General features: G+C 41.0%; 12 protein-coding genes and 1 tRNA gene. 8 read left to right on the top strand and 5 right to left on the bottom strand.

Annotated elements, in window-relative coordinates; all coding sequences use genetic code 11:
- Positions 1–17: 17 nt before the first annotated feature.
- Positions 18–995 carry a glutathione S-transferase family protein gene (locus Q0788_RS00130; RefSeq protein ID WP_298807145.1) on the bottom strand — a complete coding sequence of 326 codons (978 nt, stop codon included), beginning with the start codon at positions 993–995 and terminating at the stop codon, positions 18–20.
- 311 nt (positions 996–1,306) lie between these two features.
- Between Q0788_RS00130 and Q0788_RS00125 the strand changes: the two genes are divergently transcribed.
- Positions 1,307–1,383, top strand: a tRNA-Val gene (locus tag Q0788_RS00125).
- A gap of 241 nt (positions 1,384–1,624) precedes the next feature.
- Here Q0788_RS00125 and Q0788_RS00120 read toward each other — a convergent pair.
- Positions 1,625–1,849, bottom strand: coding sequence for a helix-turn-helix transcriptional regulator (locus Q0788_RS00120; RefSeq protein ID WP_060491549.1), 225 nt, complete (start codon positions 1,847–1,849; stop codon positions 1,625–1,627).
- A gap of 150 nt (positions 1,850–1,999) precedes the next feature.
- Here Q0788_RS00120 and Q0788_RS00115 point away from each other — a divergent pair, with 150 nt between their 5' ends.
- The 4 genes from Q0788_RS00115 to Q0788_RS00100 are packed head-to-tail and all read left to right on the top strand — an operon-like array spanning position 2,000 to position 4,046.
- Entirely contained in the window at positions 2,000–2,215 is a 216-nt protein-coding gene (locus tag Q0788_RS00115) for a hypothetical protein (RefSeq protein WP_045447035.1), read from the top strand.
- Between the two features lie 11 nt (positions 2,216–2,226).
- The gene (locus Q0788_RS00110; RefSeq protein WP_298807144.1) at positions 2,227–3,438 is read left to right on the top strand and encodes a site-specific integrase; all 1,212 of its coding nucleotides are present in this window, start codon (positions 2,227–2,229) and stop codon (positions 3,436–3,438) included.
- The gene (locus Q0788_RS00105) at positions 3,425–3,715 is read left to right on the top strand and encodes a hypothetical protein (protein ID WP_298807143.1); all 291 of its coding nucleotides are present in this window, start codon (positions 3,425–3,427) and stop codon (positions 3,713–3,715) included. The genes Q0788_RS00110 and Q0788_RS00105 overlap by 14 nt, the downstream gene beginning before the upstream one ends.
- A 10-nt stretch (positions 3,716–3,725) precedes the next feature.
- On the top strand, positions 3,726–4,046 hold the full coding sequence (locus tag Q0788_RS00100) for a hypothetical protein (protein WP_160020794.1): 321 nt from the start codon (positions 3,726–3,728) through the stop codon (positions 4,044–4,046).
- Positions 4,047–4,143: 97 nt separating this feature from the next.
- On the opposite strand, the gene Q0788_RS00095 is transcribed toward Q0788_RS00100, so the two are convergent.
- Positions 4,144–5,190 (bottom strand): TRAP transporter substrate-binding protein, encoded by a 1,047-nt coding sequence (locus tag Q0788_RS00095; RefSeq protein WP_298807142.1) that lies wholly within the window; start codon positions 5,188–5,190, stop codon positions 4,144–4,146.
- 488 nt (positions 5,191–5,678) lie between these two features.
- Between Q0788_RS00095 and Q0788_RS00090 the strand changes: the two genes are divergently transcribed.
- Positions 5,679–6,842 (top strand): iron-containing alcohol dehydrogenase, encoded by a 1,164-nt coding sequence (locus Q0788_RS00090; protein ID WP_298807141.1) that lies wholly within the window; start codon positions 5,679–5,681, stop codon positions 6,840–6,842.
- A gap of 49 nt (positions 6,843–6,891) precedes the next feature.
- Complete coding sequence (locus Q0788_RS00085) at positions 6,892–7,791, top strand: SMP-30/gluconolactonase/LRE family protein (protein WP_298807140.1); 900 nt, start codon at positions 6,892–6,894, stop codon at positions 7,789–7,791.
- 119 nt (positions 7,792–7,910) lie between these two features.
- Here Q0788_RS00085 and Q0788_RS00080 read toward each other — a convergent pair whose 3' ends face one another.
- Positions 7,911–8,735 (bottom strand): M48 family metallopeptidase, encoded by an 825-nt coding sequence (locus Q0788_RS00080; protein ID WP_298807139.1) that lies wholly within the window; start codon positions 8,733–8,735, stop codon positions 7,911–7,913.
- Between the two features lie 28 nt (positions 8,736–8,763).
- Positions 8,764–12,075, bottom strand: coding sequence for an HsdR family type I site-specific deoxyribonuclease (locus Q0788_RS00075; RefSeq protein ID WP_298807138.1), 3,312 nt, complete (start codon positions 12,073–12,075; stop codon positions 8,764–8,766).
- 343 nt (positions 12,076–12,418) lie between these two features.
- Here Q0788_RS00075 and Q0788_RS00070 point away from each other — a divergent pair, with 343 nt between their 5' ends.
- Entirely contained in the window at positions 12,419–13,012 is a 594-nt protein-coding gene (locus Q0788_RS00070; RefSeq protein ID WP_298807137.1) for a BLUF domain-containing protein, read from the top strand.
- The last annotated feature ends 56 nt before the right edge of the window (positions 13,013–13,068 follow it).

Raw genomic sequence — 13,068 nt, 5'->3', positions numbered from 1 at the left:
TCTTCTAATAAATAAAACTATAGACGTGCACGGTCATGTGTTTCATTAAAATCAAGCACTGGGCCAGTAGGGACAATACGCGTGGGGTTGATATTGGCATGACTAGTGTAATAATGCTGCTTGATATGATTCATATTTACTGTCTCTGCGATACCAGGTACCTGATATAAATCACGCAGATAGCCCCAAAGGTTTGGATAGTCAACGATACGGCGCAGATTGCATTTAAAGTGCCCAACATAGACAGCATCGAAACGAACCAACGTCGTAAACAGTCGCCAATCTGCCTCAGTTATGGTGCTACCTGTCAGGTAACGCTGATGTGCTAAGCGCGTCTCAAGTGTATCTAATGCCGCAAACAGCTCAATCAAAGCCTCTTCGTAAGCCTCTTGTGTGGTAGAGAATCCTGTCTTATACACGCCATTGTTGATAGTTGAATAGACGAAGGTATTTATATCATCAATTTCTTGCAATAACTCTGCTGGCACAAAACTACCTGCTAGTGCCCCGACCTCATCAAAGGCAGAGTTAAACATGCGAATGATTTCAGATGATTCATTACTCACGATTGTGTTTGTTTTTTTATCCCACAAGATAGGTACGGTGACACGGCCTGTATAGTCTGGCTTGGCCTTGGTATACAACTCATAGGCATAGTCTGCATTGATAACTGGATCAGCAACGACGCCTGCACCTTCTGCAAACGTCCAACCATACTCACCCATATATGGATGTACTACAGATATCGGAATGATGTCTTCTAAGCCTTTAAGCTTGCGATAGATAAGGGTACGGTGTGCCCAAGGACAGGCTAGCGACACGTATAGATGATAGCGATCAGGTTCGGCTTTAAAGCCCTCAATACCTGTTGGCCCTGCGCTACCATCTACCGTTACCCAGTTTCTAAAACCAGCATCTTCACGCTGAAAGCGGCCACCACTCTCTTTTGTCTCATACCACTTGTCTTGCCACTGCCCATCTACCAAGAGACCCATGTTATTCTCCAACTGTTTTTAACATTTGTTTAACGCTTACTCAGCATAACTGACTTGAAGCCATTATTATCATGATGATTACGTCGTTTAGAGAGATATCATACCAGTTATAAGAGTTTAATCATTAGCGTTACCCTGTTTATTAACAATAAAAACTAAACGTATTAAATTAGATATTTAGTAAATATACACAAAAATATATCCAAATATCTAATATAAGCCTGAATATCAAATATTATGATAATAAAAGAGGTTTATGCTAAAAAAGACTTGCAAAGTCTGGGAAACTTGCTAAAATGCTCAACCTAAATAGGCGTATAGCTCAGTTGGTTAGAGCGCTACCTTGACATGGTAGAGGTCGTTGGTTCGAATCCGATTACGCCTACCAGATTCGAAAAGCCCCAATCTTAAGATTGGGGCTTTTTTTTGTCCGTAAAATATGGGCTGTAGCGGAAAAGGAAACTATACGTCGATTCAAATTATCTCTTTTCTCACCTTTAGCAAACATCATCAAAAAACGTGTGTGCCCAAATTGTGCCTAAGTTGCGCCTGCTATCTATTTCGCCTTTCTTTCAGAGTAGTACTTTCGACCTCCACCCTAAATTAACTAAAACACTTTCAATATTTATTTACTTCTCTTTATCTAGCGAGTCGTTAGGTACATAAGTAAATAAATCACCTACCTCAATATCTAATGCCTCACAAATTTTATCCATAGTGTCAAAATCTATTCTTGAGGTCTGTTCGTTATAGATCTTGTGCACTGTCGACTTACTAATTCCTGTCATCCTTATTAGATCTGCCACCTTCATACGTCGTTCAGCTAGTAGCACTGGTAAATTACATAAAATCATTAATAATTCCTTAATAGACTAAAAAAGTACTTGCATCGACTAACGATAGCTAGTAAAGTACTTCTATCGAACAACAAATTACTTTTATAAAACTATTTATTGTCTCGATAAAATAACCTAGTTATTTAATTGGCTTACAAGGAATTTATTATGTCACATACCTACCTAACTACCCAAGAGCTTTCTGAGCTCATCAAATATAACCCTCGTACTATCCGTAATGAGCTCAAAGATAGTGTGCTTATCGAAGGTATTCATTATATACGCCCGTTCGGTGGTCGTAAGATTTTATACATTTGGGAAGAAATTGAAAAAGATATGCGCACTGGCATTGCCGGTAGCATCAACGCCATGGCACTACAATAAGGAGAAATAGGATGGCTAGTATCAGAAGGCGTAAAGGAAGCAATATGCTATTTGTCGATTTTTATTATATGGGTATACGCTGTCGGGAGACGACAAACCTTACAGACACGCCAGCGAATTGCAAGAAGCTTGAGAAGGTGGCTGAGAAAATGGAAGCAGAAATCATCTTAGGACTGTTCAACTACGCTAAGTACTTTCCAAAAAGTGATAAAGCGGCACAGATGGTAGCGTTAAACGACCGCAAGGAATGCATTAGTACCGATACGCCCTCTTTTGAACAGTTTGCAGAATTATGGTTCTCTGAAAAAGAAATTGAATGGCGTGATACTTATAAGCGCAAAATAAAGGAGATTATTGATATGTACTTGATTGTTAAGTTTGGGACTAAACCCATTCATCTCATAAAAAAGACAGATGTATTAGCCTTCCGTTCATCGCTCGCCAAAGTAACGTACGGAAAAGCTAACAAACATCTGTCAGCGGCACGCATCAATTCGATAATGGTACCTTTAGGTATGATACTAAAAGAAGCAGCTAAACGCTATAAATTTGATAATCCTTACTACGATATCAATGCGCTCAAGCAACCTAAAACAGATATCCAACCATTCACACTAAGTGAGGTTTGGACGTTTATTAATGGGGTGAGAGCAGACTATCGCAATTATTATCTGGTACGTTTTTTCACAGGGATGCGTACGAGTGAGATCGATGGATTGACGTGGGAGAACATTGACTTTGATCGACGTGAGATTGTAATCAAACAAGCTTATGTTAAAGGCAAAATTGTTCCTCCTAAAACTCAAGAGTCTTACCGTGCGATTCAAATGTCACCTTGGGTCTACGATGCTCTGAAGGAACAGCAGGCCATCACTTATAAGCGATCTGATTATGTGTTTTGTGCGCATACGGGTGAGCCACTTGATTACAACAACGTGAATAAACGTGTTTGGCACCCTACTCTTAAGATTTTAGGTCTGAAGAAGCGCAATGCTTATCAGACTCGTCATACCGCAGCAACGCTATGGTTGGCTGCTGGCGAAAGTCCTGAATGGATTGCCAGTCAAATGGGGCACTCTACAACCAAGATGCTGTTTAATACTTATAGCCGTTACGTACCGAATATGACTCGGCAGGATGGTAGTGCATTTGAAGCATTGGTCAATCGCAGTCAGATTGCTCAGGTATCTACCGATAAGGGGCCTCACAATGAAAATGATTGATTACGATAAACTGCATGCGACGTTTAAACCTAGTGGCTATGTCAGTAATGGCGCAGATAATATTGCTAACTACCTTATTTGTGAGCTCTGTATTCAGTCAGGTACTGGTTTAGCTAGGTTCCTAAGTGTTGATAGTTGCTTTGATAATCATATGGCGCTGCGCATATGGGTTCAGACGCGCTTAGAGACCAATCCTGACTATGTCGTTGATGATATGTGTAGTCAGCTACAGAGTGAGCTTTACGAGCTACTACCACACACTGGCTATGGATACTAAGGAGAATGTTATGAGTTTGAACTTTGTCTTTGATTCAGCTCTGGATGATACAGCAAAGCGTCTGTGCTATGAGTATTGGTCCTATGCGTCGCCCAGTGATTATATAGCGCATTTAGAACTGCTTTGTTATGACCACAACACGGAGATTAATGCATTATTTACTGCACTTGCAGAATGTCAGGTTTATTTAGATGACGTACACTGTGAGTACTGTGGTCGTCCCTATCAATTAGATGTCCCAGCAGATGTACCTTATGCAAGGAGATTAAATTCTTGGTTTTGTGAGGGGTGCATTAGCTTTTCTGGTGGACAGCTTGTCCTAGGTAAGTAAATCTTGAAATAGTTATAATCAGAAAAACAAAAAAAGCCTCAGCTCAAAGTTGAGGCTTTTTCAGTTTAGCTATATTTTAGCTAAAACTTTTGTGAGATTACACTTTACAGACTACACTAGCTTCTTTAGCCTTATCATAGACCCCGTAAGAATCTAGTCCTAAAGACTCCACATCATTAAGATATTTCTTTGTACCTTTTTCAAGTGGGCCTTTCCAATCTGGGTCATTGAGTGGGTCTAGGATATCGACAACTTCATCTCCTTGATCGATAGCTGCTTGTAGCTGCGTTGAATAAGTCTTATCCCACATAGCCCCTACTTTCTTGCTAAGCGCCATACCTGAATTGTCATCAATAACTTGTTTCAAGTCCTCTGGCAGACCTTCATACTTAGCTTTATTCATAGTTACCATTAAAGCAGAACTATAAAATGGCATATTAGTATGATACTTCGTCAACTCATTTAGTTTGAAGGTCTCCATAGCTTCCCACGGAAAGCTTAATCCATCAACTACACCACGCTGTAAAGAAGTATATATATCATTGGCAGGCAGCCCCACAGGAGAAGCTCCCATACTTTCGATGATGTCACCTGCAACTGCTGAAGGCCTACGAATACGCATACCTCTCATATCCTCAGGAGTTCTGATCAATTTATTAGTACTGTGCAAGGTTCCAGGCCCTGTGGCAAACATAAAGAGCAAGTGAGAATCTTTATACTCGTCAGCAATCGTACCATTGTCATACAAAGTTTGCAGCATACAGCCTGTTTGTGTTGATGAGTTAGATAATCCTGGAAGCTCTGCAATCTGAGATAGTGGGAATCGACCACTTGTATAACCTTGTACTTGTGAGCCAATATCAATGGTTCCTTTTACAGCAGACTCATAAGCTGTATCCGCTTTACTAATAGTGGCCGAAGGATATACCTCAACTTTAAGACGCCCGCCCGAATCAGCTTCGATTTTTTTTGCCCAAGGTTCAAAAATCTCTTTATTAATATCAGATGTTGCAGGATAGAAATGTGAGAAACGTAAAACAGTGGCTTCTTCTGAGGAAGTCATACCATTACTGGATTGGTTTGAACAACCTAAAAGGCTCATCGCGGCTAGCACACTTATCGAAAAAATGGGTGCTAATTTCATTATCAATTCCTTTTGATAGTAGTCATAAGTTCATTAATTTAATTTATGTTTTTATAATATTTGACAGGTAAGTTAAATACGCCATTAGCAGTAGTTATAGATAACTAGGTCAATATATACTTAACGTACGCCTAAACATTCATCTGAAATTAGCAACTAAAGTGATAGCTGTCAAATCATTTAATGACTATTCTCTAATATTTATGATAATGTAATACCTTACAAACATCGGCTAGTTAAGCATGCTAATAAATTCAGATATTGCTTACTTTTCTGGTACCTAGAATCTTTTAATACGTTTTTTTGCAGCTCACTGCACACTGCTTTTGTAAAAAATGTATTGAAAGTACAAATGTTAATAAGGTAAGTAGTTACCTAATACGCTTGAAAAGCATTGACGCCTTATAAGATTCTAATCGATATAAGAGCACTCTTACTTTTGCATCGTTTGTTCTCAACAAGTGAGTATATATACAAGGAAGAACAGAATGACAGGGATTGAATTTTATACTAATGGTCATATTGTCAGCGAAGCTGACAGCATGCGCCAAAAGCTAGGGGTCTTAGCAAAACAATATTCTGCCACCTCAGCTATAATCATTACAGATGCTGGCATCTCCGAACTAGGCTATGTCAATATCGCCCAGCAAGCCTTACAGGAAGCAGACGTTAGTGTCGTTGTATTCGACAATGTCGTTGCTGACCCACCTATTGAGATTGTTGAAAGCGCTATTGGGCTTGCAAGAGACAATCAATGTGACTTGATCATTGGTTTAGGGGGCGGAAGCTCTATTGATACAGCAAAGATTGTCGCCTTATATCCAAACGACTTTCAGTCCGTTAACGATATTTTAGATAGAGATATTAGTGGTTTCAAAAAACTGCCGCTATTTGCCATACCGACTACTGCTGGTACGGGCGCAGAATCTACCTTTGTCTCCGTAATTACCGCAAAAAATGGTAGTAAGAAAGCTATTTATACTCCTAAAATCCTACCTGACGTCGCCATTTTAGATGCAACATTAACACTAAAATTACCCCGTCATATCACTGCAGCAACTGCGCTTGATGCCATGGTGCATTGTATTGAAGCCTATACCAGTCGCACTAAAAAGAATCCTATTTCAGATGCACTAGCCCTAAAAGGCTTACAGATGCTTTGGAATAATTTTGAAAAAGTGTTAAACCAAGGTGACGATATTGATGCTCGTGCCGATATGTTGTTAGGTTCTACGTTAGCTGGCATAGCCTTCGTCAATGCCTCTGTAGCCGCCGTTCATGGACTCTCCTACCCTCTTAGTATTAATTTCCACATTCCACATGGACATGCTAATGCACTAGTCATGTGCGGTGTTTTTACATTTAACTTATCAAAAGCTGCTCCTCTATACGCAGAGCTTGCTCATGCTGTCATGCCTACTCAGACAGCTGGAATGACTGATTTAGACGCCGCGACTTCATTTATTAGTCAACTAAAAACGTTTTTGGAAAATAGTGGTCTTAAATACCGTTTGAGTGAACTGGATATTACAAAGAACGATATTCCTGCTCTAGCTGACATAGTTATCAATACCTATGCACGGCTAATCGCAACTAATCCCAAAGATATGACTTTAGAAGAAGTCACTGCAATATATGAAGAAATAGCCTGATAAGAAATATTGTTTAAATAATTTTGTCTATCAATCAAGGAAGATGATTATGTCGAAATATGAAATAGAAGTTGCTGTTGATGGCTTTCACTATTTAGAAGGGCCTCGCTGGTATCAAAATGCGCTATGGTTTGTCGATTTCTATACTCAAGGCGTTTATCGAGTTAATGATGAAGGAGTGGCAGAAAAGATTGTGCATGTTGAACAGCAACCTTCCGGTTTAGGATGGTTGCCTGATGGGCGTTTGCTGGTTGTATCGATGAAAGACCGCAAAGTCTTACGACTAGAAAATGATAGTAACTTGGTCGTTCACGCTGATATCTGGGAGCATTGTGGTGGTCATGCCAATGACATGGTGGTTTCAGCCAATGGTAATGCTTATGTCGGCAACTTTGGTTTTGATTTGATGGGTGGCGCTGACCATGAAAATACAGGGCTTGTATTGATCAAACCTGATGGCAGCTCACAGGTTGTTGCTGAAGGATTAGCATTTCCAAATGGTATGGTTATCTCTGCAGACCAGAAAACATTGATCGTTAACGAGCTATTTGGCAACAAAGTTACGCAGTTTGATATCAAAGAAGATGGTAGCCTCGGAGACAAGCGTGATTTTGCTAATTTTGGAGAATTAGGTGATGAGCCAAATCTGGGTCTACGTATAGAAAATGCCAGCATATTACCTGATGGTTTGGCCTTGGATGCCGAGGGTGCTGTGTGGATCGCAGATACCATAAACCAGCGAGCAGTACGCATAGCAGAGGGTGGTGAAATTTTAGAAACTATCGATACTGCACCTGATGGTATCTTTGCGGTTACTCTTGGTGGACATGATGGTAAGACATTATTTATGTGCGCGGCGCCAGACTGGGATGAGGCCTCTCGCAAGGTAGAAACCAAAGGACGTATGTTAGCTGTGCAAGTGAAAGTGGGGCATGCAGGTACGCCATAGTTAAAAAGCGTTTCAGAACTGAACTTAAAATAACCCGCCTGACGCGGGTTATTTTAGTTGATAGCTAGCTACCTTTTTGAAGGTGGTTTTTATGTTAATTGCGATAAAGGTATTATGATTTACTCATTCAAATAAAGCTCAGCCATCTCATCAAGCCTCGCTTTTACCTCTTGCCAGTTCGGCATTACTTGCGTTAATAAGCGCCAAAATTGCTCGCTATGATTATGCTCAGCTATATGACATAGCTCATGCAATATTACATAATCAATGCATTCCTTTGGTGCTTTTACTAAGTGCGGATTAAGTATTAGATTGCCTTTAGTAGAGCAGCTGCCCCATTGCTTCTTCATAACTAGCAATCTGAAAGCTGGTATGTCAGTTACCCACGCTGCTTTAGGTAATACTGTCTCTAGGCGTTCTATAAAGATAAGCTTGGCTTTATTTTTATACCATTCATCAATAAGACGTTTAACTAAGACAGCTCGTTCTTCAGCGTCCAACTCAGAATCACTTTGAGATAATTCTACATTCAGCTTACCGCAACTAAGCTTCACCCTGCTGTGTATCTCATCAGCAGCTGCTGCATTAGTTACCACTTTTAACACATAACGACGACCCAGATAAAATTGGGTCTCACCGCTAACATAACGCTTAGGCAATACATGATCTTGTTGTTTGGCAAAGTCCTGTAGGCTTTGCCATATCCAGCGAGCACGTTTTATCATCGCATCATAAATCATCTCATCGGTAGCATCGACAGGTGCGGTGGCAACCACACGCTGATCAGGATGTACTTTGATAACCACTTTTCGAGGCTTGGTCTTTTTAGCAATCAGCTTGTCGCTTTCAGTCTGGTTTATCTTTTCTTTATAAGTTACTTCTTTACGCACAACTTCATAGTCAATTGTGTCTTGACCATAATAAAACACACCATTCTTAGTCATTGCCTACTACCCTCTTACTGCTCTTAGGCTACTTGTCTCTCGAAAGTCCAAGACGGGTAATCTTTAGTACTTCCTCAATGAGTTGTTGCGCTTTATCGATACCCAAATCCATAAATAACATCGGCAGCAATTTGACACTAATAGCATTTTCGATCTCTGCTGGGTTAATAGAATACTCAGCCACTGCTGTCTTAACAATCTTATCAATCTCAAAGGCGTAAGCGACTAGCTGGTCGTTATCTAACTCTTTATCTATCAAGAAATCAGTATCAAATAAATGCTTAAACAGACCAAAATACGCCTGGGCATGTTTGTTTAACTTCCCACTATCATCGACAAACTCATTTGATACATCAGCGACATCACGGTCTTTGACGGCTTGCTCAAAGTCAGCAAACATCATGTACTGCTTCACTGGCGCATCGAACATGGCTTTAGCATCAGCAATCGCTTGCTTAAGCAATTTAGAAAAATACTCTTGGGCATAAGGATCATCAGCCAAATCCTGCTCAATCATCTTAGTGACACGACCAGTAATTTTATCCGTTTGGTTACGCGCTTCATCATCACTCATTGTCTCGGGCTTAGCATTTTTTCCTAAATTATCGACTAGGTAAACGCCTTTGGCTTCGCGAACCTCAAGCCCTGCGATATGCTTATCGAGTAAGCTGCGAATATCTGCTTCATACTCATCATAATCAATGGTTTCGTCCGCATCAGCGCGTACTTGCTTACGTAAATTGATGAAAGCTTTTAGATCTTGTTTATAACGATCACGCTTGCCATCAAACGAGGCATCTTCAAAGAAAGACGCTGACTGCAACGCAATTTTCATAGCGTTAGAAAATGCGGTTAAAGCCGCATAAAAGTCATCACGCTCTTTGAGCTTGGTATCGACTACTCTGCCCTCGATTTCCTGCATCTTTGGTGCAAGCACCTGCCTTAGCGCTTGTCCGTCTTGTTTATTTTTCACCGATGAGAAAATAGCCCATAGCTCGCTATGTAGTCTTGGTAGCTGCTTATACTCGGTATCCATCGCGTTATACAGACCCTTAAGGTCTTCGATATCAAAGCCACCTTGCGTACGTTCTGCTAAGTCTTGGTATTTCTCAATGGTAATATCTAGCTCTTTTAGGATGCCACGATAATCAATCAGATAACCAAAGCGTTTTTTCTCGTGCAAGCGGTTTACCCGTGCAATCGCCTGAATCAAGTTATGCTGCTTTAAAGGCTTATCGATATACAGCACGGTGTTTTTTGGCTCATCAAAGCCCGTTAATAGCTTATCAACGACAATCATAATGTCAGGGCCATCATCTTGACTAAAGGCTTCTATGATGGCTTTGGTATAGGCTTTTTCGTCACCGCCATACTCTTTGACAACATTGGCTTGCCACCAGTTCTGGACAATGTCTTTTGACTCACCATCAACGGTATCATGCCCCTCACGGGTATCCGGTGGTGACATAGCAACCACTGAGGTCACTTTACCAATCTTATCTAACGCTATTTTATAGCGGATAGCTGAAGCTTTTGAATCACAAGCCAACTGCCCTTTTAGATGCTGCTGTTTAAAGTTTTGAAAGTGATCAGAGATATCATGAGCGATCAGCTCAATACGACCTTCAACCTGATAGATTTGACCTTTCTGTGAGAACTTACGTTTTAGGTCGGTTTTTTGATCATCGGTGAGCTTTTGGGTAATACGGTCAAACCAGCTATCAATGGCTTGGTCATTGGTATTCAGCTCAGGGATACGCTCTTCGTATAACAGTGGCGTGACAGTTTTGTCTTTGACCGCTTGCTGCATGGTATAGGAGTGAATGATGCTACCGAATTTATTCTCAGTCTTGTCATCTTTCAGCAGAGGCGTACCCGTAAAGGCAATAAAAGCGGCGTTTGGCAGGGCTTGTGCCATACGGATATTATTCTCACCGTTTTGGCTACGGTGACCTTCATCGACCATGACGATGATGTTTGGACTGTCGTTATAACATTCATCATACTTAACGGCTGAGCCAAACTTATTAATAATAGAGAAGATAACACGCTCGTTACCGTGACCGATTTGCTCAGCTAGACGGCGACCAGAGGTTGCCATGGCATCGGATTTATCGCGATCGGATAATACGCCACCAGAAGCAAAGGTTTGACTAAGCTGAGTTTCAAGATCGACACGGTCGGTGACAACAATAACGCGGCACTTCGCTAGCTCCTCTAACCAAATAAGCGCTTTAGAGAAAAAAACCATCGTAAAGGACTTACCACTACCTGTAGTATGCCAAATGACACCGCCCTCACGACTGCCCTTTTCATCGAAACTACTGATACGTTCAATCAAGGCTTTGATACCAAAGACTTGCTGATAACGGGCAACAATTTTGCCAGCCTTTTTGTCAAACAAGGTAAACATGCGCGTCATTTCAAGCAGACGCTGTGGCTGCAAAAGACTGATGATTAAGCGGTCTTGGTCGGTGACGACTAAATCACCGCCATCAACTAATGACTGATATTCCTCTTTGATAGAAGTAGGACGATCACCAAACAAATTCTCAATTTGCTTAGGACTGAGCGCTTGGTTCTTTAAACGATGAAACTCAGGCTCAGAGATTTCTTCTTCAACCCATTTTGCCCAAAATTTCTCAGGCGTACCGCAGGTGGCATACAGACCATCATTACCATTGACCGCTAATAATAACTGGCTATAGGCAAATAGATGCGGGATTTCTTTTTGATGTTGATTACGAATATGCTGGGATACCGCTTGGGCATTGGTCGATTGCCACTCTCTACTGGAGTCAGGGCGCTTGGCTTCGATCACTGCCAGCGGTAGACCATTCACAAAGCAGACGATATCAGGTCTACGGCTACTCGTACCTTCACTATTGAGTACCACCAGCTCTTCAGTAACGTGAAAGCTATTATTACCAATATTATTCCAATCTATCAGAGCGATAGTCTGCGAGGTTTTTTTGCCATCGATAAACTCGGTCACGGTCACGCCATAGAGCATGGCATTGTATAGTGCCTCGTTTGCCGCCTGTAGCCCAAGGTTCATCGCAGGGGTCAGGGTATGCATGATCTTATCAATGGCGCTATCTGATAAAGGATGTAGCTTGCCCTCAAACACAAAAGTTTGCTTAGCTAAAAATGCACGCATAATAGGTAGTAATACGACTTGGTCAGTAGCCTTATTTAAAGCAGCTTTTGAGCGCATGGCGATGCATTGGCTCGGCGGAATAAACTCATAGCCTAGTGTGGTGAGCAAGGTTAAAGCAGGGATTTTTGCGCTGAATTCTTCTGCAAAGTTGACGCTTTTATTAAAATTAGAGTTGATCATATTTGCCCACTTTAGACATAGCGTTTGTTTGGTTATTTATTTGGTTCTATAGATTGTAGCCCGACCACCTTAAAAAATGTTATAAAAAAGACAACAAAAGCCTTCTATTGTCAAAAATGACTGACTTTCGTCTATCTCCATGTTATATCAGTGGGTAATGTTATGAACAGTAGAGCACTAACCCTAAATATAGACGTTTAAAGATATTTCTCATACGCTAAGATTATGTAAATCGCTACGATATATTTTATAATAGCATTCAAAATACTCGTAGAAATAAGAAGTAACCGCTAATATGCATACCAAGACAAATATACACAGCCACGCCAGACTAGAAGCCTCTATGAGTGATACCCCTGACAACGCTCTCATCAGATTAATCTATGTTAGCGGTGTCAATACCACTGACAACTCGGTGTTTGAACACATACAGCGTCACTCAGAAGCGTATAATAAAGACAATAAGATCGTAGGCTTTTTGTGCAACAACAATGACAGCTTTTTGCAGTGTCTAGAAGGCACAAAGGAGCGAGTCTCATCGCTAATGCAAAGAATCTTTAGGGATCAGCATCATAAGGATGTGGACGTGGTGTTTTCTAAAAATATCAGTGCTTACACCTTTACCGACTGGCGTATGCACAGTATCAATCTAAATGACAGTAACTGGAAAAAATTCTCCAAGCATACTCAGCTAAGCGATATTCCCCCATTCAAACCACACCAGTGGCCGTATTGGTTCGTCGATCACTTTATCGAGTCAGTAAAAACTATTGATTACGCCAGCCTAAACAAAGATATCATTACCTTTGATAAGCTGGGGCATTCTGAGGTGGAGAAGACACTAGCTAGTGATAATATTTTGTTCTATATCTTTTTGAGTGTGCTGATCAGCGCGGCGGTGGTGATCTTGCTGTTTAGATACAATGTCGTTGGCTGATAGTACCCAAAGGCTTAGCCAGTGGCGCATCTACACTATCCATGATTATGGCCATG

The organism is uncultured Psychrobacter sp. (genome assembly GCF_947500265.1).
Lineage (GTDB): Bacteria > Pseudomonadota > Gammaproteobacteria > Pseudomonadales > Moraxellaceae > Psychrobacter.
This window is presented reverse-complemented; position numbering and strand designations above follow the sequence as displayed.